The organism is Roseibium sp. (assembly GCF_051016195.1).
Lineage (GTDB): Bacteria > Pseudomonadota > Alphaproteobacteria > Rhizobiales > Stappiaceae > Roseibium.
On the sequence record NZ_CP134616.1, the window covers coordinates 1698047 to 1717072 of the forward strand.

A 19026-nucleotide genomic window follows, 5' to 3' on the forward strand; every position below is an offset into this window, starting at 1 on the left:
GATGTCACCTCCTCCTGTCGCGCTCCGAGCTGCTTTCGCGCAGCGTTGCGCGTCCCGATCTGGAGGAATGAATAAGGAAATCCGACTTTGGAAAATGGCCGGTTTTCCAGGGGAGTGAGATGAATTTTCCCGGAGCTGGAACGGCTGTCATTCGGCTGAGGTTTCGGGTTTAGCGGCCTGAGCCTTCACCCGCATGCAGCACAGTCTTGGGGTGGATCGGGGTTGACCAGGGTACGGGGAATTTCACGCGCAAAATCTGTTGTCTCATCTGCACGATCAGGCAGATGGGAGGCGGGCAAATGGGGAGCCCTGCCTTTGTACCTTCGCTCGCGCGAACATGATTTTCCGGTCGCGCTCGCCGTGTTTCCGCTCTCATCCCGACTTTCCGCTTCTTTCAAACCAAACACGTTCGCCAGACGGCACAGCGCGACCCGGCCAGCCTCGCGTCTCCTGTCCGGTGCGCGTGCCTCAACGCCACCAAGCCTTCGAGCAGCCGGCGCGCAGAAAGCGCAGCACAAGGAATGAAGACCATGAAGAATCCCCTCGCTAACAGGCGACACCTGCCGCTGACCTGTGCGCTGTTGTGTTCGACGGCAATTGCCCTGGCGCTCCCTGCCAACGCGACGGACCTCCTGATCTCGATGGACCATCCGCTTTTCGATACTACGCGCGCGAACGGCGCAATCACGATACCCCTCGACGTGACGACGGTAACACTCGCCGAAGGCACGGAAATCAACATCACCGATGCTGTCGCGCTGGAGATTTTTTCGAGGCCCGGCGTGACGGTCACCAACAATGGCACCTTGTACACATCGGGTTTAAACGCCGGCACGAACGCACTCGACCCGCAGTCTCTCGGATACGGTGACGGTATATTCGTTCTGGGGTCGGACAATGCCAGGATCGTGAACAATGGGCTTATCAGCATCGGCGATTACTTCGCGAATGCCATTTTCGGTTATGATGCAGACCAGTACACGGTCGTAAACTCGGGCAATATCCTTATCCGCCCGGATATTCTGGAAGACAACGAAGACTACGCGTCCTGGACGGCAACCCCGCAACAAACCGTCAATCCACACCTTGATCCGGATACCGGGCTGCCTTGCCAGACAGCCGGGGCATCGGCCGGCGTCAGGATCAATTCGTTTCTGGAAGTCACCGACGCTGCCTCGATCGGGTTGGGCGGCCACTATGTCGTCAACAACGGCACGATCACGTCCTATGCGGTTCAAAGCCGCGGAATTTATCTGGATGGCGCGTCTTATGTCACCGACTCCGTTACGGGGGCCTTCATTTCGGACGACTTTTTCTCGATCTACTCCACGGCTGTGAACAACGGCACGATCCTGATGATCGGGACCACTCCCAGCAACGGTATCTACGACGTTTCCGGGCTACGAGCCGAGGCAAATCACGCGACCCTCATCAACAACGGTTACATCGAAATCCGGCCGCAAGGGTTCGGTATCGACTACAACGGCAACAGCGGCACAATCATCAACAACGGCACGATCCTGGCATTCAACGACAACTCGCACGGGATCGAGCACTACCGAAACGGCACGACGGTCCCGACCGATCTGAAGATCGACCTGACCGTAAACACGGGACTCATCTCCGTTCAGGGTGACAACAACCACGGCATCACGCTCAGCGGTCATGACGGGCACGATCTCATCAACTACGGGCGCGTGTTTTCCCGTGACGGATATTCGATCGACGTCAACACGTTCGGATCGGGCGGGCTGGGGACGGATGACAGGAACACCGTCTACCTGCTGGACGGATCGATTCTTTACGGGGATGCCTATATCAGTAACTCCAGTCTGCCATACACCGATTTCCGGCTTGGGGACGGGCTGAATGCGGCCGTACGCTTCGACACGACCAACGGAAATCTGCCGCTGAAAATCACCTCAAGTCACGGCCACGTCGTGGTCGGCGACACGCTCTATGTTGCGGATCTCGACAGCTATGCGCAACAGGACCGGGTCGCCTGGTCGATGTTCTCACAGATCCAGAACGCCATCGATGATGGCACCGAGGCCCGTCCGCCGGCAGGAGACTTCGCCTTCAACGGCGAGGCTGATGGAATGGCGAACAGATGGGCACGCGTCTTCGGTGGCTGGGTGCAGGAGCCGGGCGACGATGATGTCTCTTACCTTGACCCGGATGCGGATCACACGCCCGGATATACCGGCTACTCGGTGGGTACGATTGTCGGTGTGAACAAGTCCAGGCTCAGCTACTTTGCGGGTGTCGCCTACAGCAGCGTTTCCGGTGACGAGGATGTTTCCTACGACACCCATTCGGGAACCCTTTTCGGCGGTGTCGCCGGGGGCTTCGCCGAACGGCTCACCGCGTCGCTGACAGCGGGTGCGGCCTATAACAACACCGACCGGGACACGGCCGACAACACGGTCACCGGCGGGATCGACACGGATACGGCCAACTATGCGTCCCTTTTCTTCTCACCCTCTCTGCTTGTAAAAGGGCCGATCGGCAGTTCCTTGCGGGTGAATTACCTCGGCACCTGGACCCAGGGACATGACTTTGACTTTTCGGGCGGTACGCAGCTGGATGTCGACGGCCGGTACAGCAATGTCATCGGCGCGCAATTGCAGATGGCGCACAATCTTCCGGTGGTGAATGAAACGTTCGGAACCCGGATCCGCTACGGCGTGGAAGCCAGCTACGCCGATGGCCAGGCAGTCGGATACAATCTGATGGGCACGGACCTGGAAACGCCCTATGACAACGGCTTCACCGCCAGGGGCTTTGCCGCACTGGAAGTTGGCCCGACCTATATCGAGGCCGGCTACAACACGGACGAGCAGGTTTCCATCAACGCGGGTCTGAAACTGAGGTTCTAGCCCGAACTCCATCCGCTCCGCCGGTCCCGCACATGCGGGACCGGCGGGACCGTTCGAAGCCGATCGCCAGCGGACCTCCGGGCGATCGGTTTCTTTTTTCACTTGATGATTTTATCTGTAATCGAAGGGCCGCACGGCGGCGGGATTTCGCAACGGCTTTTCCATGCCACGCAAGCCATTCCATCGACACGCACTGTCCACGCAGCGCTTTGAGTTCTGCTGCGAAAACTGCAACAGACCCGGTCCGGTGCAAAAGTGGTTCACCAGACTGCCGTTTGGAGCAAAAACACGAAAAATTTGGTGACCCCGACAGGATTCGAACCTGTGACCCTCAGATTAGGAATCTGATGCTCTATCCTGCTGAGCTACGGGGCCGGTGGAGCGTCGATTAACATGATTTGACGGACTTTGCGAGCCCGGAGATGATCCGGCGCAGCATAGAGCAGCTCATGTGTGCGGAGCGAGGCTGATCACCGCTCATTCCTGCCGTTTCACGGTTTTGTCTCGCGGTTGCCTTATTCGGTGCGTAGCAACGTGGTCATGCGTTCAAGCGGATAGAGCAGCGCGTGTGTCAGAGGGGATTGTGGCCAACAGTGTTTCATCAGGCAAACCTGGGTATGCGCTTTTTCCGAACGGGTTGGCCGACAGTGGACGGAGCTTCTGACCTGTCGGCAGGCAACCGGCAAGACGCCGTTCCATCCCGGAGGAGCCGTCGGTCAAGGGCCTTAAGGACGACAGCCTGCATACTGAGTGTTGCCGTGATCACCGCATCGACCCTGCAGAGCCGGCCACTGGCTCAAGCGGCATCTTCAGGACCTGTTCCGGCGCTCGACGCCGGTGAGGCGCTTGCAGTTTGTGCCGGGAACCTTGAGAACAGCGTACCGCTCGTGGCCGGGGGGACTGACTGGACGTTCGAAGATGCAGACGGCGGGCGTTATCTTGCCGCCGAACTGCGTCCGTTGACTGATGACGTTTCGCAGGGACCGGGTGCCATCGGTTACAAGAAAGACGAAACGCGGCTTTTTGCGGTGCCCGTTGCAGGGCCCAACCGTTGGGGACAGGTGCCCGCCTGGATCGTCGGACGCAACGGGCAGCGGGAGTATCTTCTTCAGGCCCGGCTCCTAGAGCGTGGCCAAGCCCTGTTTGCGCCGGGCGTTGCGGCTGGCGACTGTGCCGACCGTTTGCGCGCTGCAGAACGGTCTGCCCGGACCGCCCGGATAGGCGGGTGGACCGGCGCTGCCGGAGTTGCCGTCTTTTCCAGCGTGCAGCCGGATGCGTTCACCGGCCACGAAGGGCGTTACGTGATTGCCAGGGGGCGTTTGGTTTCACTTGGAAAAACGGCCGCTACCCGCTATCTCAACTTCGGAAGACACTGGAAAACCGACCTGACGGCGACCTTCAAGTCTGCTGAAGAGGACACGTTCAACGCGGCCCTCAGGCGCAACGGCCACACGGTTGGTGATCTCGAAGGGTGCGAAGTTGAAGTGAGAGGTGTCTTGCAGGAATGGGACGGGCCGTATATTGCGCTTCAGCATCCGGAGCAACTTGTGGTCATCGAAGGCAAAAGGGCAGGACGTGGCGGTCAAAACGGCAATTGAATCCCGAAGCGGCAAGCGTTCGGCCGCTGCCGGTCCGCGTGCGGGCCGGATGCGGTTCCGCCTGATTCGTGCTGCCGGTGCGCTCGCCCTGTCGTTCCTGCTGGCGTCGTGCCAGATCCTTGGTGACGGAACCAGCGTCGGCACGGTCTCGACAGGCGTCCGTCCCAGCCTCACCAGTGACATCGGCGCGCGCGAGCACCCAAGGGTCGTCGCCACATATGGCGGCGTCTACAAGGATCCGGGTGCGGTACGGGCCGTCGCCAGCGTGGTCGGCCGGCTGGTTGCAGCGTCGGAAGACCCGTCCCAGAGTTACCAGATCACGATCCTAAACTCTCCGGCGATCAACGCCTTTGCTCTGCCCGGCGGTTATCTTTACGTGACGCGTGGCCTGCTTGCGCTGGCAAATGACACGTCGGAGGTCGCCGCCGTGCTTGCGCATGAAATGGCGCATGTCACCGCGAACCACGCCATCAAGCGGCAGCAGCGGGCGGAAGCCAAGCAATTGGCAGACAGGATCCTGAATGACGTGGTTCAGGATTCAGAAGAGGCGCGCAAGGCGATCATCTCCTCGCAGCTGTCTTTCGCCCGCTTCAGCCAGGTTCAGGAACTCGAGGCGGATGCCATCGGCGTCAAAACGCTTGCAAGGGCCGGTTTCGATCCCTATGCCGCCGCCCGGTTCCTGCGGTCCATGGCCGCCTACGCGCAATATCAATCGGCCGACGCCTCGTCGCCGGGAGCGCCGGATTTCCTTTCATCGCATCCCTCGACGCCGGAGCGGCTCCAGATTGCGGTCAAATCGGCTCGCCAGATCGGAGCCCCGGGTATCGGCGAACGCGACCGGGACCGCTACCTCACCCAGATCAACGGCATGCTCTACGGCGACGATCCGCTGGAAGGGTTCGTGCGTGGCCGGTCCTTCCTGCACAAGGCGCTTGGCATCGGTTTCACGGTTCCGCCGGGATATATCCTGGAAAACTCCACGGAAGCGGTCCTGGCCAGCAACGGTGACGGCACCGCCATTCGCTTTGATGGCGCGGATGTCAGCAGCTTTCCAAGCCTGGTCGACTACATGAAGTCCGGCTGGATCAACGGCCTGCTGCCGGAAAGCGTCCGGGAGACAACCATCAACGGTTTGCCGGGGGTTACGGGCGCAGCCATCACGCAAGGCTGGTCATTCCGTATCGCTGTGGTTCGCATCGGCCGGACGGGTTACCGGTTCATTTTCGCCAGCCGGTCTCCAAATCAGCGCTTCGACACGGATTTCCGTGCAACGGTCGACAGTTTCAGACAATTGACGCCAACGGAACGGGCAAGACTGCAGTCCCTGCGCATCAAGGTGGTCAAGACGGATCCGGGGGATACGCCACGCAAGCTTGCGGTCGGCATGAGCGGGGTCGAACCGTCGCGGAGGCTCCAGTTCTTCTCGATCCTCAACGATCTCGACCCGAACAAACCGATCCCGGAAGGAACTGCCGTCAAGCTGGTGGTGGAATAGCACCGATCAGGCTCACAACCCACCCGGGATCACGGATCACAGGCAGCTCAGACGCTGTAGACCGCCTCGTCCGGCTGCTCGTTCAGCAGAGCTGATTTCAGCTTTTCCATTGCACGGCTTTCGATCTGCCGTACACGTTCCTTGGAGATGCCGAGTTTTTCGCCGAGCGATTCAAGCGTCGCCCCGTCTTCAGACAGGCGCCGCTCCTTGACGATCCGCAACTCGCGCTCGCTCAGAACCTTCAACGCCGACCACAGCCACTTCCTGCGGCGTTCCGTGTCGACATTGCCCGTGACGATCTCGTCCGGGAGCGGGGCGTCGGACACAAGGAAATCCTGTCTGTCAGCGCTGGAGCCTTCGCTGTCGGTTACAGGTGCGTTCAGCGACGTGTCAGGTCCGGACAGGCGGGCGGACATCAATGCGACATCGGCGTGCTTCACTCCAATGGCATCGGCGATCTTCTGATGAAGTTCACTGTCGGTCAGCGGTGTCTGGTTGTTCGAGAGCTTTGCCCGGAGGCGGCGCAGATTGAAGAAAAGCGCCTTTTGCGTCGATGATGTGCCGCCGCGGACAATCGACCAGTTCCGCAGAATGTAGTCCTGGATCGAAGCGCGGATCCACCAGGTCGCATAGGTCGAAAACCGCACTTCGCGCGCCGGTTCGAAGCGGGCGGCGGCTTCAAGCAGGCCAACGTGCCCTTCCTGGATCAGGTCGCCGAGTGACAGGCCGAAATTGCGGAAGCGCGAAGCAACAGCGATCACAAGGCGCATGTGCGAAAGTGAGAGTTTCTCCAGAGCCTTTTCGTCCTGGTTGTCCCGCCAGCGGACCGCGAGCTCCCGTTCTTCCTCACGCGTGAGGTAGGGTGCCTTCATTGCTGCCTGTACCAATTGCCGCTTTTCGCTTCCCGACATGACTGACGCTCCGATGTGTTATCGGGTTAATTACGTATCCATGTGCAGGTTAGATCACTCGGAGAGGCTGCTGGTGCGGAATTTTTGCACTTCTGCGTGATGCCCCTGTGAGCGGTTCGGCAGGCAGCGTGCCGGGCTCGTTTTGCGGGCCGGACAGAAAAAGGGCCCGGCGCGAACCGGACCCTTTCAAATCTCATGTGCGATCGATTGACGAATTTCAGGCAGCTTCTTCCTTGTCTTCGTCGTCTTCGTCTACACCTTCTTCGGCAGCAGCAGCGGCCTTGAGGCGGCTCGGAGACTTGGCGAGGTTCTGTTCGATCTGCTTGACGGCTTCGGTTTCCGAGCACTTGTTCACGGCGGCAATTTCTCGCGCCATGCGGTCAAGGGCCGCTTCGTAGAGCTGGCGCTCGGAGTAGGACTGCTCTGGCTGGCTCTCGGACCTGTAAAGATCGCGGACAACTTCGGAAATGGCGATCAGGTCGCCGGAATTGATCTTTGCCTCGTATTCCTGTGCACGCCGGCTCCACATGGTGCGCTTCACCCTTGGCCGACCCCGGACGGTTTCAAGTGCCTTCTTGACCGCTGCCGGATCGCCCAGCTTGCGCATGCCGACGGAAGCGATTTTCGCGACCGGTACTCGAAGGGTCATCTTGTCCTGTTCAAAAACGATGACGAGCAACTCCAAAGTGTGACCCGCAACGTTCTGCTCTTCAATGGCGGTGATCTGGCCGACACCGTGTGCCGGATAAACGATGTGCTCGCCTGTCTTGAAACCTTGACGCTGCGCGGTTTTTTTGGTGCTTGTTGCCATACTGATATTCTCTCCTGCGCAGTTGCGGTCTTTTCAGACCGATGCTTGGCCGTGTTAGCCATCTGTTTTTATGCGACACGAACCCCGCCGAGCGATCCATTACGGAACGCCTGTTGATATGCGGCGTGTCAGGGCTGGTCAGTCGTGCCTTTCCACTGTAGAAGCTGTTCAGTCATAAGCGCTGTCGGAAGCTATCGTTTCCGGTTTCGCTGAAATCCGGAAGACGTTCGTAGACTCCGATTTGGGGGTTCTTCTCGTGGTTGGCGACTATCCCCAATATGTAACATACTTTTGTGGAAAATTAAAGTGTTACGCTTTTGTGATGCACAATGACCACAAAATGGCCACCTGAGCGACAGGTGCAGGTGGTTGAAAGAAATGCATTAATCTGAAAAAAATGTCGGGATCGCCGCATGCGGCAGGTTGCCGCACACGTAATGCTATGCCGAATCAGGTTGCCGGGTTCGGCGAAAAATGCTCCTCGAACTTGTTTTCCTTGCCGTCAAATTCCTCGGCAGTCGGAAGCGGATCTCTCTTCTCGGTGATGTTCGGCCACTTTTCGGAGTACTCGGCGTTAATCTCGATCCACTTCTCCAGGCCGGGCTCGGTATCAGGCAGAATTGCCTCGGCCGGGCATTCGGGTTCGCAAACGCCGCAGTCGATACATTCGTCGGGATTGATGACAAGAAAGTTCTCGCCTTCGTAAAAGCAATCCACCGGGCAGACTTCAACACAGTCCGTGTATTTGCACTTGATGCAATTGTCTGTGACGACGTAGGTCATCGTATCCTCGCTGCGGGTCACGCCGGTCGGTTTCGCGAACCTTCATCCGACCGGCTTGTCGTTCGCATGCAGCACGCGAAATGCGGTGTGCACGGCCAAAAAATCAGATCGGTGTTGCCTATCGTTTTTGTCTGGTGCGCGCAAGCGTTCAGGATGACGCAATCCCTGTCTACAAGAGAAAGTTATTTCGTTTTCTCTTCAAAAACCGGATTCGGCTTCAGCTTTCGCTCCGGAAAGCGTCCATCTTGCGACGATCGCGCTTGGTGGGCCGGCCGGAACCGGCTTCGCGCTGACCGGGTGCGGGCGGGGCAGCGGCTTGTTTGGGCGGGGGTGGCGGCGACAGATCCTCGTAGAGCGTGCGGGCCTCTTCAAAGGGACCGCGTCTCGAACCGAGAGCCACGATCTTCAGCACCAGAACCTTTCGCTCAAGAACAATGGTCAGCACATCGCCTGCCTTGACGGTTTTGCTGGCCGAGGAAATCTTGTCCTTGTTGATGCGGACGTGACCGGAGGTCGCGAGTTTCTGTGCGAGGGAGCGCGACTTTGTGACCCTGGCGTACCAGAGCCACTTGTCCACGCGCAGACTGGGCGCGGCAGCGCCGGCTGACGTTTTCTGGTCGTCCGCCGGAATTACTTCTTGTCCTTGTTGTCCATATCCGCCTTGAGAGCCATCAGGGCGGCAAATGGCGAATTCGGATCAATCGGTTTGTCCTTGGGCGTGGCGCTGCGCCGGTTGCCGCCGTCAAAACCCCGGTTGCCGCCGCGATTGCGGTTCGGGCTGCCTTTTCCACCGCCCTTGCCATGCCGCTTTTCGCCCTGGCTGCCTTTCGGACCCTGGTTCTGACCCTTGCGATTGTCGCCGCGCCGCTGGTCCTGCCGTCCGCGCGGCCTGCGGTCGTGACGTCCGGGCCGCCAGATTTCGATTGTGACGGTTTCCGTCTCGACGGGATCCTGGCTTTCTGACGCTTTCGCTTCAGAGCCGGCATCGTCCGTTTCCTCTGCTACGGGGCTTTGTGCGGCCGCAGGTTCTGCTGCTTCAGGCACCGCCGCGATTTCAGCGGGCTTGTCATCAGCTTCGGAGGTCGTGGTCAGGTCGCCAGCCGGGGCGACTTCGGCAACGGCCGGATGATCTGTCTCCGCTTCAGCCGGCGCCGCATCGGCAACGGCTGTTTCGTTTGCCGCGGCGGATTCGGAACCTGTCGCGTCCGGCTCGGCTGGTTTTGCCTCACCTGCATCAGCGCTCGCGGGAGCGCTCTCGTCCGGCTGCGTTTGCGTTGCCTCGTCTGTTGACGCAGCATCGGCCTGTGCTTCTTCGGAAGCTTCTGCCGTCTCCGGTTTGATCGTGACAGGCCGCTGCACTTCCCTTGTTTCAACACGATAGCCGAGGGATTTCAGGACAGCGGAGAAATCCTCGCCCGCACAGCCCAGCAAGGACGTCATGGCCACCGTCACCATGAAGCCGCCGCCCTGCTCGATCGCACCTTCCGGCGGGCTGACTTCAGCATCAAGCGGTTTCCAGGCGATAAGCGGACGGATCAGGTCCGCAAGGCGTTCCAGAATGTCGACCCTGACGGCGCGGGAGCCGCACACGCGAAACCCGACAACCTTGTAGAGCGCCTTGTCGATCGACTCATCCACCGGAATGGAGGTGCGGCCCGATGCGGACAGCTGCGGCAGTTCGGTCATGCCGTTCATGTCCAGCGAACCGTGCTTCAGCGCCCAGAGCTGGGCAATCAGCTGGCTCGGCGCGGGCTTCAGCAGCGCCGGCACGAAAATCGTGTAGGCGCCAAAGCGGACACCGTGCTTTCGCAGGGAGGCACGCATGTCCTGGTCCAGCTGCCGGATCTCGTCGGAGGCGTCCTGACGCTCAAGGATGCCGAGCCCTTCGACGATGCGGAAACCGATGCCACGTGCAAGGCCCTCAAGGCCTTCGCCGGACTTGAGATCGACGAGCGGCTTGAGGAGGGTTTCAATCTGGGCCTTCACCCAGAGATCGAGACGATTTTGAACGGTGTCACGCGGCGTGCCGGTCAGATGTTCATCGGCAAGCAGAAGCACCGTCGGCGCCAGAACCTCTTCGCCTGCCACAAGCTTTGCGACGGGTTCGCCGCGCCAGCGGATGGCACCTTCGGAGGTCAGCACGAAATCGCTGTTTTCGGACTTGCCGAGCTTGTCTGCCCGTGACTCGATTTCCGTCGTCAATGCGACCTGGGCGGCAGCGCGGACAGTCTTCCCGTCCGGCCCTTCCGCGGCCGCATCGGGTGCAAACCGGAAGCCAAGCAGGTTCCCGATGTGCTGACCTTCCACGAGCACATCGCCGCTCGATGTGATTTCTGCTTCCAGCATTGCGTTCTCTCTCAAACGTCGCATCAATACACTTGTCCGCCTGTCCACGAAACGCTGTGTCAAGCGGTCGTGAAGGGCGTCAGATAGTCTGTCTTCTATGTCGCGTGTCTCGCCCTGCCAATGGGCCGGATCGGCCAGCCAGTCGGGTCGATTGGCAACATATGTCCACGTCCGGATGTGAGCGATCCGGTTCGCGAGAGTGTCGATATCACCATCTGTGCGGTCTGCGAAGGCCAATTGACGCGAGAACCAGTCATCCGCGATATAATTTTCCTGTATCAGATGCGTGTAGATGGCGTTCAGAAGCTCTGCGTGATTGGCCGGGGCGATTTTGCGATAATCCGGTACCTGGCACACATCCCACAGCAATTCGATCGCTTTTTCGCCCTGCGCCATTCCGGATATTGCCTGATCGCGCAACAAATGTTCAAGAGCGGTGATATCGTCACCGGTCGGAGCGCGTGCCAGTCCGTCTTCCTGAGGCACCTTGTCGAGGCTTTGCCTGAGCATCGCGGCAGATGAAAAATTCAGCGTACTGTTGCGCCATTGCAGCACTTTCAGGCTCTCGAACTGGTGGCTTTCGATCTGCTCGATGAGGTGATCGTCAAGCGGATCGACCCGGCCGGTCACTCCGAAGGTCCCGTCCTTGGTGTGGCGGCCTGCGCGTCCGGCGATCTGACCCATCTCCGACGCGGTCAACTGGCGGTACTGATATCCGTCGTATTTACGGTTGCCGGCAAAGGCGATGTGATGCACATCGAGGTTCAACCCCATGCCGATCGCGTCGGTCGCCACCAGATGGTCAACGTCGCCGTTCTGAAACAGCTCGACCTGGGCATTGCGCGTTCTGGGACTGAGCGAGCCGAGAACGACGGCCGCACCGCCGCGCTGCCGGCGGATCAATTCGGCGATCGAATAGACTTCATCAGACGAGAAGGCGACGATAGCGGAGCGCGCAGGCAGGCGGGACACCTTTTTCGATCCGGCATATTCCAGCACGGACATGCGCGGACGGGTGATGACATTCAAGCCCGGCAGCAGCTTTTCAAGCAGAGGGCGCACGGTCGATGCGCCCAGGAGCAGTGTTTCGGACCGTCCGCGCAAATTCAGGATGCGATCGGTGAAGACATGTCCGCGATCGAGATTGCCGGCCAGTTGGACTTCGTCGATCGCGACGAACTCCGTGTCGAGATCAAGCGGCATCGCTTCGACGGTTGATACCCAGAAGCGCGGGTTCTCCGGGATGATTTTCTCTTCCCCGGTGATCAGGGCGACGCAGTCGGCACCCGAGCGTTCCACGATCCGGCTATAGACCTCGCGCGCGAGCAGGCGGAGCGGCAGACCGATCAGGCCGGAGGGCTGCGCGAGCATGCGTTCGATGGCCAGATGCGTCTTGCCTGTATTTGTCGGTCCCAGGACCGCCGTTACGGTGCGGGACCTGGCCGCAGGCGGCAAAGGCAACGTTGATGGACGGGGCATGGGAATTTTTGTGGTCGGCTTTCTCGGGCTCAGCGCCTAAATCTTGTGCCGGGTATCTAACACAGCGAAACCGCGACTGTCGCTAATTCTTTTGGCAAAAGCCGAGGATTTTGTGCGGTTTAATTAATTGTGGAGAACGACTCCAGAACAAACCGAAACCGAATCGCTGACTCGCGCTGATTCAGGATTTGTTCCCTACAAGATGTGGGCCCTCTCCTGATTTTCGGTACAAAATCATGAATCTGGTCAATAGGTTGAATCGTTTTGGAAGGCCTGGCTCGAATTGCCGGGGAATCCTGTCAAGCTTTAAATAAGTCTCAACGCTTCTCCCGCTGCTGCCTTGCTGTCATTTACCATCAGGACACAGCGGGAACGAAAGCGGCACGAATCGCTGAGCCTTATCAGTTCGGGATTTGTTCTGTACCAGATCTTGGGGCTGCGGCCCGTGACCGGGACTACTCGAACGCTGTAATTTTTTGTCCCACGCCTTTTTGGCGATGACAACGTCAGAAAACGTTTCAAGGTGGCACGGGGCATTTACCGTGTTTTTTCGCTTCCCTGCGGCCGAAGCCAAGTGTTTATGCTGCGCTGCAAAAATTTTTCTAAGTCTGGTTACAATCGTAACTTTCGACAATTCCGTATCTTTTTCCGCAGCTTATCAGCGCGCGCGCTAAAATATTTTCCAAGTTAAGAAAAGGACACCCTTTCTGCCCCTTTTCAAGTGCGTGCGACCAAAGTAGAAAACGTTGCAAAATCAGACTTGCCGTTCCGAAAAATGGGGGAGAGGGCGTTTGGCGATCAGAAAAATTCTCGTTGCGAACAGATCGGAGATTGCGATCCGGGTGTTCCGGGCCGCCAATGAACTCGGCCTGAAAACCGTCGCGATCTATGCCGAACAGGACAAGCTTGCCCTGCACCGGTTCAAGGCCGACGAGGCCTACCAGGTCGGCAAGGGTCTCGGCCCGATCGAAGCGTACCTGTCCATCGACGAGATCATCCGTGTTGCCAGACATGCCGGTGCCGATGCCATTCACCCCGGTTATGGCCTGCTTTCGGAAAGCCCGGAGTTCGTGGATGCGTGCGAAGCGGCGGGCATCACCTTCATCGGCCCGAAATCCGACACAATGCGGCGGCTCGGCAACAAGGTGGCTGCCCGCAATCTGGCGATCGAAGCCGGTGTGCCCGTGATGCCGGCGACCGAGCCGCTTCCCGACGACATCGAGGAGATAAAAAGCCAGGCGCTGGAGATTGGCTATCCGGTGATGCTGAAGGCGTCCTGGGGCGGCGGTGGCCGCGGGATGCGCGTGATCCCGGATCAGGCGACGCTCGAAAAGGAAGTGCTCGCGGCAAAGCGCGAAGCCAAGGCCGCTTTCGGTAAGGACGAGATCTATCTTGAAAAACTCGTGCAGCGCGCGCGCCACGTCGAGGTTCAGATCCTCGGGGACGGCGACAATGTCGTGCACCTGTTCGAACGCGATTGCTCCATCCAGCGACGGCACCAGAAAGTGGTCGAGCGCGCGCCGGCCCCCTATCTCGACGAAGCAAAGCGCATGGAGCTGTGCGAATACGGGCTGAAGATCGGCCGGGCCGTGAACTATCGTGGCGCTGGCACGGTCGAATTCCTGATGGATGCGGATACCGGCTGCATCTACTTCATCGAAGTGAACCCGCGCGTGCAGGTCGAGCACACGGTGACCGAGGAAGTCACCGGGATCGACATCGTTCAGGCGCAGATCCACATCGCGGAAGGCGCCAAGATCGGCACGCCGGAGAGCGGTGTGCCGGTGCAGGAGAAAATCCGCCTCAACGGTCATGCCCTGCAATGCCGGATCACAACGGAAGATCCGGAACAGAACTTCATTCCCGATTACGGCCGCATCACCGCCTATCGCGGGGCCACCGGTTTCGGCATTCGTCTCGACGGCGGCACCGCTTACTCGGGTGCCGTGATCACCCGTTTCTACGATCCGCTGCTGGAGAAGGTCACGGCCTGGGCGCCGACGGCGGAAGACGCGCGCAAACGCATGGACCGCGCCTTGCGCGAATTCCGTATTCGCGGGGTCGCGACCAATCTGGTGTTCCTGGAGAACATCATCGATCACGCCGACTTCCGGGCGAACAACTACACGACCCGGTTCATCGACGAGACGCCTGCTTTGTTTGAACAGACCAAGCGGCAGGACCGGGCGACCAAGCTGCTGACCTATATCGCGGACGTCTCGGTCAACGGGCACCCGGAAACGAAGAACCGGGTGCGCCCGCCGAAGGATGTCGCCGCGCCGGTCGTTCCCGATTTCGGCGATGACAAACCGGAGGGCACGCGGCAGCTTCTCGATGCGCTGGGGCCCAAGGGCTTCGCCGACTGGATGAAGGACCAGAAGCGCGCCCTGATCACCGACACGACGATGCGTGACGGTCACCAGTCGCTGCTGGCGACGCGCATGCGGACCCATGACATAGTCAACATCGCGGATGCCTACGCGGTCGGCCTGCCGACACTGTTCTCGCTGGAATGCTGGGGCGGCGCGACTTTCGACGTTGCCATGCGTTTCCTGACCGAAAGCCCGTGGGAGCGGCTGCACCACATCCGGGAAAGGGCACCGAACATTCTGCTTCAGATGCTGCTGCGCGGGTCCAACGGTGTCGGCTACACGAACTATCCCGACAATGTCGTCAAGTTCTTCGTCAAGGAAGCGGCGGAAAACGGGATCGATCTCTTCCGCGTGTTCGACTGTCTCAACTGGGTCGAAAACATGCGCGTGTCGATGGACGCGGTGCAGGAAGCGAACAAGCTCTGCGAAGGGGTGCTCTGCTATACCGGCGACATGCTGGACAGCGCCCGTCCGAAGTATGATCTGAAATATTATGTCGGCCTCGCCAAGGAACTGGAAGCGGCGGGTGCGCATATCCTCGGGATCAAGGACATGGCCGGGCTCTTGAAGCCCGAGGCCGCAAAAGTCCTGATCAAGGCGCTGAAAGAGGAATCGGGTCTTCCGATCCACTTCCACACGCATGACACTTCGGGTATCGCTGCGGCGACCGTCCTGGCAGCCGTGGAGGCCGGGGCCGATGCCGTCGATGCGGCCATGGACGCGCTTTCCGGGCTGACGTCGCAGCCGTGCCTCGGCTCGATCGTGGAAGCCCTCAGGGGCAGCGACCGTGACACCGGTCTCGATGCAAAGACAATCCGGCAGATTTCGTTCTACTGGGAAGCCGTGCGCACGCGGTACCGTGCCTTTGAAAGCGACCTTCGCTTCGGTGCGTCCGAAGTCTACCTGCACGAGATGCCGGGCGGCCAGTTCACCAACCTCAAGGAACAGGCCCGTTCGCTGGGTCTCGAAACCCGCTGGCACGAAGTGGCCCAAGCCTATGCCGACGTCAACATGATGTTCGGCGACATCGTCAAGGTGACCCCGTCTTCCAAAGTGGTCGGTGATATGGCGCTGATGATGGTCAGCCAGGGGCTGTCCGTTTCGGAGGTCGAGGATCCGGCCAAGGACGTGGCGTTTCCGGACAGTGTGGTGAAGATGCTGCATGGTGATCTCGGGCAGTCGCCCGGCGGATGGCCGACGGCTCTGCAAACGAAAGTGCTCAAGGGCGAGGCACCGATCACCGTGCGGCCCGGTTCGCTGCTGGCAGATGCGGATCTGGACGCGGAGCGGGACACGGCCGCTGAGGCGGTCGGACGCGATATCGACGATATCGATTTGGCGTCCTACCTGATGTATCCCAAGGTCTTTACCGACTTCGACAAGGCGCAACAGCAATACGGGCCGACCTCGGTCCTGCCGACGCCTGTCTATTTTTACGGGCTGGAAGCGGGGGAGGAAGTCTTTGTCGATCTTGAACCCGGCAAGACACTGGTCGTGCATTGCCAGGCCATCGGTGAGACCGACGAAAAGGGCGAAAAGAAAGTTTTCTTCGAACTCAACGGCCAGCCGCGCAACGTCAAGGTGCCGGACCGGGCGCATGGCGCGACCGGTGCTGCGGCAATGCGCAAGGCCGAAGACGGCAACGCGGCCCATGTCGGGGCTCCGATGCCGGGCGTCATCTCCACAGTGGCCATTTCTGCCGGGCAGGACGTGACGGCCGGAGACGTGCTGGTTTCCATCGAAGCCATGAAAATGGAAACGGCGCTCCATGCCGAAAGAGACGGCAAGATCAAGGAAGTTCTGGTCGCACCGGGTGCGCAGATCGATGCAAAAGACCTCCTTGTGGTCTTTGAAAACTGATCGAGCAAAGGTGAGCAGGTCGCACTTTAATGCGATCTGCCTGCTATTTACTTGTATTTTATTCTGAAATTCCTTCCGCTCACGCGTTATCACATGCGATCACCTGTCATGTGAATTGTCGTATCACGCTACGAGGGCGGACACTCTTCCGGCCAGGCCTCTTGTAGGAGGCGTTAGCTTAGGGAGAGATCAATGAGGAAGCTACCTGTTTGGCTGGGCGGTGCAATTGCATCCCTTGTCTTGACGACCGCGGCTCAAGCGGCGTGCGATGTCCAGAAGCCGGGTTACGAGTTGACCGGGGCCGAAGCCGAGGCGGTCTACGATTGCCTGAAAGCGGATCTGCAGGCGGGATATCAAAAGGGTGACAAGCGCTGGATTCCGGAAGCGTTCGTGGAGGATTACCCGGGTTGGACAAAGGCGAGTGCCTTTCCGGCTGCGCCCGGCTTCCACGGTGGCCGGTTTCTGATGACCTACGTGAATTCAATCGGGGCCGACGAGTATCTGAAATACAAGCCGGAGAATGTGGTGGTTCCCGCCGGGACCCGGATCGCCAAGGAATCCTTCGCCATCAGTGATGACGGCAAGGTTTCAAAGGGCCCGCTTTTCCTGATGGAAAAGGTTGCCGCGGGCACGTCACCGGAAACCGGTGACTGGTACTACATGATGGTGGCCCCGAACGGGTCCCCGCAGGCGGTCAACGTGATCAGCGCCTGCAGCGAATGCCATCTGGAGAATTTCGGCAACCAGGGCGGTCTCGGCTACCCTGTCGAGGATGCGCGGATCAAGTAATCCTGGCGTCAGTGGACTGCCAATAAAGACCGGACCGGGAAAAAGGCGGCGGGTGCCTATTCCGCCGCATTCAGCTGCGTGCGGCTGACAGGTGCCGCAACAGTGCCGATCCAGATGTCGAGAAAGTCGTTGAGCCATCTCCTGACGGCCGGATCGTGGACAAAGCGGCCCGCGAAGTGATCGCGGCGCTGCTGCGCGCCGGGAAGCTCCATGCGCGGCGCGGCCTTTGTTGTCCATTTGACCATCATCTGGTGTGTCAGTTCGGGATGAAACTGGATGCCGTACGCGGCCGGGCCGACTCGGATCGCCTGGTTGGGATAGGTCGGGCCGGACGCAAGAAGGTCGGCGCCTTGCGGACAATCGAAGCCTTCCCGATGCCACTGATAAACCTTCTCCGGCCAGCTCATCAACGCCTGTCCGGCCGGGGTGGGTTTCAGCGGGTAATAGCCGATCTCGACAAGTTCATCCCGGTGTCCGGAAACGCTTCCGCCGAGATGCCTGACCATCATCTGCGCGCCAAGGCAAATCCCCAGGAACGGTTTTTCCTCCTTGAGAGGAACCTTGATCCAGTCGATTTCCTTGTGCACGAAGCCATCGGGATCGTTTGCGCTCATCGGCCCACCGAAGATCACGGCGCCGGCGTGATCGGCCATGGTCTCAGGAAGGGTATCTCCAAATCGGGGCTTGCGAATATCAAGGGTGAAACCGCGCTTGACCAGTTCCTGACCGACGCGGCCGGGAGAGGAGGTCTCCTGGTGCAGGACGATCAGAACCTTGGAAGGGCCGGTCACCGGGCTGGATTGAAATCTCATGGTACGAATATGAGGGAGCTTTCCGCAAAAATCGAGCCCCGTTGCACTGCGAGTTCAAAGAAAACAGTGAAAGCAGAAAAACATAGATAGGTTTTTCGCGTTCAAAGACCTGTCAAATCTTGCTAGGTGCCTTCTTCGTCCTCGGGCGCGGTCTGCGCCACCTTGTGACGAAGGGTCATGCGATCCCGCGTCGATACGCCAAGAAGTTCGGCGACACGCCAGATCGTGTTGTCTTCAAACTCGTGAACATGCCCGTCCGCGTAAACGATCTCCCACATCATTTCCACGATGGCGAGCCGTTCGGTCTCGTCCGTGGTTCGTTTCAGAACCGAGGTGAAGCCGTAAAGGTCAACGGCTTCCTCGTCCCGCTGCCGCGCGGCCGAAATGAGTTCAGACGTTTCCTTGTCGGAGAGTTCGTAGTGTTTCTGCAGGATTTCCCGCAGCTTCGCGCTTTCGCTTTCTTCGATGACGCCGTCAATATCGACAAGGTGAAACAAAAGCGCGGCTGCGGCCAGACGCTTGTCGTCCTCCGCAAAGGTTTTCTTGCCGCTGTCACCAAATGTGATCTCCCGGACGAAACTTTTGAGCGCGTTCAGCATGTCTTGTTCTTCCTGTCTTCGGCATCCCGCCTTGGCTTCCAATAGCTATACCATTCCCACTTGAGCATCAAAGACTTGTTAGATTCGCCCATGAATCCGAAGTGTGTCTTATAACTGGTATTTTCCACTCACCTTTTTTGAATCATTCTAAAGTATTGATTTTTCTTTATTTTAAACTTGACACTAGACCTCATGAAATGGTTTCACCCAAGGAGCGCTGATGCATTATTGCATTGCGCAAATCATGTTTTCGCAATCAGACGGGGCGGTGTTTTATGTCTCCGGTTGCGCC

General features: G+C 59.2%; 12 protein-coding genes and 1 tRNA gene. 5 read left to right on the plus strand and 8 right to left on the minus strand.

Features of this window, described 5'->3' with window-relative positions; genetic code table 11:
- Positions 1-530: 530 nt before the first annotated feature.
- Complete coding sequence (locus RDA78_RS07855; protein WP_434054773.1) at positions 531-2879, plus strand: hypothetical protein; 2349 nt, start codon at positions 531-533, stop codon at positions 2877-2879.
- 298 nt (positions 2880-3177) lie between these two features.
- On the opposite strand, the gene RDA78_RS07860 is transcribed toward RDA78_RS07855, so the two are convergent.
- Positions 3178-3254 (minus strand) — tRNA-Arg (locus RDA78_RS07860).
- 383 nt (positions 3255-3637) lie between these two features.
- Here RDA78_RS07860 and RDA78_RS07865 point away from each other — a divergent pair.
- Both RDA78_RS07865 and RDA78_RS07870 read left to right on the plus strand, forming a co-directional pair.
- Complete coding sequence (locus RDA78_RS07865; protein ID WP_434054774.1) at positions 3638-4477, plus strand: hypothetical protein; 840 nt, start codon at positions 3638-3640, stop codon at positions 4475-4477.
- A 49-nt stretch (positions 4478-4526) separates the two neighbouring features.
- Positions 4527-5972, plus strand: coding sequence for a M48 family metalloprotease (locus RDA78_RS07870; protein ID WP_434056117.1), 1446 nt, complete (start codon positions 4527-4529; stop codon positions 5970-5972).
- A 47-nt stretch (positions 5973-6019) separates the two neighbouring features.
- On the opposite strand, the gene RDA78_RS07875 is transcribed toward RDA78_RS07870, so the two are convergent.
- From RDA78_RS07875 to RDA78_RS07895, 5 genes are all read right to left on the minus strand, one after another.
- Entirely contained in the window at positions 6020-6883 is an 864-nt protein-coding gene (locus RDA78_RS07875) for an RNA polymerase factor sigma-32 (protein WP_434054775.1), read from the minus strand.
- A gap of 217 nt (positions 6884-7100) precedes the next feature.
- A complete protein-coding gene (locus tag RDA78_RS07880; RefSeq protein WP_434054776.1) occupies positions 7101-7694 on the minus strand; it encodes a CarD family transcriptional regulator in 594 nt (197 codons plus the stop codon).
- Positions 7695-8144: 450 nt separating this feature from the next.
- Positions 8145-8477 carry a ferredoxin FdxA gene (gene fdxA, locus RDA78_RS07885; RefSeq protein ID WP_434054777.1) on the minus strand — a complete coding sequence of 111 codons (333 nt, stop codon included), beginning with the start codon at positions 8475-8477 and terminating at the stop codon, positions 8145-8147.
- Positions 8478-8694: 217 nt separating this feature from the next.
- Positions 8695-9060, minus strand: coding sequence for an RNA-binding S4 domain-containing protein (locus tag RDA78_RS07890; protein WP_434056118.1), 366 nt, complete (start codon positions 9058-9060; stop codon positions 8695-8697).
- Between the two features lie 47 nt (positions 9061-9107).
- Positions 9108-12302, minus strand: a complete 3195-nt coding sequence (locus RDA78_RS07895) for a helicase-related protein (RefSeq protein ID WP_434054778.1) — start codon at positions 12300-12302, stop codon at positions 9108-9110.
- Between the two features lie 791 nt (positions 12303-13093).
- Here RDA78_RS07895 and pyc point away from each other — a divergent pair.
- Together pyc and RDA78_RS07905 are read left to right on the plus strand one after the other, a co-directional pair.
- Entirely contained in the window at positions 13094-16534 is a 3441-nt protein-coding gene (pyc, locus tag RDA78_RS07900; protein WP_434054779.1) for a pyruvate carboxylase, read from the plus strand.
- 192 nt (positions 16535-16726) lie between these two features.
- A complete protein-coding gene (locus RDA78_RS07905; RefSeq protein WP_434054780.1) occupies positions 16727-17323 on the plus strand; it encodes a hypothetical protein in 597 nt (198 codons plus the stop codon).
- A gap of 56 nt (positions 17324-17379) precedes the next feature.
- Here the strand turns inward: RDA78_RS07905 and RDA78_RS07910 are convergent, their stop codons facing one another.
- Together RDA78_RS07910 and RDA78_RS07915 are read right to left on the minus strand one after the other, a co-directional pair.
- Positions 17380-18135 carry a glutamine amidotransferase gene (locus tag RDA78_RS07910; RefSeq protein WP_434054781.1) on the minus strand — a complete coding sequence of 252 codons (756 nt, stop codon included), beginning with the start codon at positions 18133-18135 and terminating at the stop codon, positions 17380-17382.
- Between the two features lie 122 nt (positions 18136-18257).
- A complete protein-coding gene (locus RDA78_RS07915; protein ID WP_434054782.1) occupies positions 18258-18734 on the minus strand; it encodes a TerB family tellurite resistance protein in 477 nt (158 codons plus the stop codon).
- Positions 18735-19026 lie beyond the last annotated feature (292 nt).

What these genes read in the sequence shown, in the direction of transcription:
- RDA78_RS07855 (WP_434054773.1), top strand. Translation starts at nt 531, where the DNA reads ATGAAGAATCCCCTCGCTAACAGGCGACACCTGCCGCTGACCTGTGCG.
- RDA78_RS07870 (WP_434056117.1), top strand. Translation starts at nt 4,527, where the DNA reads ATGCGGTTCCGCCTGATTCGTGCTGCCGGTGCGCTCGCCCTGTCGTTC.
- RDA78_RS07875 (WP_434054775.1), bottom strand. Translation starts at nt 6,883, where the DNA reads ATGTCGGGAAGCGAAAAGCGGCAATTGGTACAGGCAGCAATGAAGGCA.
- RDA78_RS07880 (WP_434054776.1), bottom strand. Translation starts at nt 7,694, where the DNA reads ATGGCAACAAGCACCAAAAAAACCGCGCAGCGTCAAGGTTTCAAGACA.
- fdxA (WP_434054777.1), bottom strand. Translation starts at nt 8,477, where the DNA reads ATGACCTACGTCGTCACAGACAATTGCATCAAGTGCAAATACACGGAC.
- RDA78_RS07895 (WP_434054778.1), bottom strand. Translation starts at nt 12,302, where the DNA reads ATGCCCCGTCCATCAACGTTGCCTTTGCCGCCTGCGGCCAGGTCCCGC.
- RDA78_RS07905 (WP_434054780.1), top strand. Translation starts at nt 16,727, where the DNA reads ATGAGGAAGCTACCTGTTTGGCTGGGCGGTGCAATTGCATCCCTTGTC.
- RDA78_RS07910 (WP_434054781.1), bottom strand. Translation starts at nt 18,135, where the DNA reads ATGAGATTTCAATCCAGCCCGGTGACCGGCCCTTCCAAGGTTCTGATC.
- RDA78_RS07915 (WP_434054782.1), bottom strand. Translation starts at nt 18,734, where the DNA reads ATGCTGAACGCGCTCAAAAGTTTCGTCCGGGAGATCACATTTGGTGAC.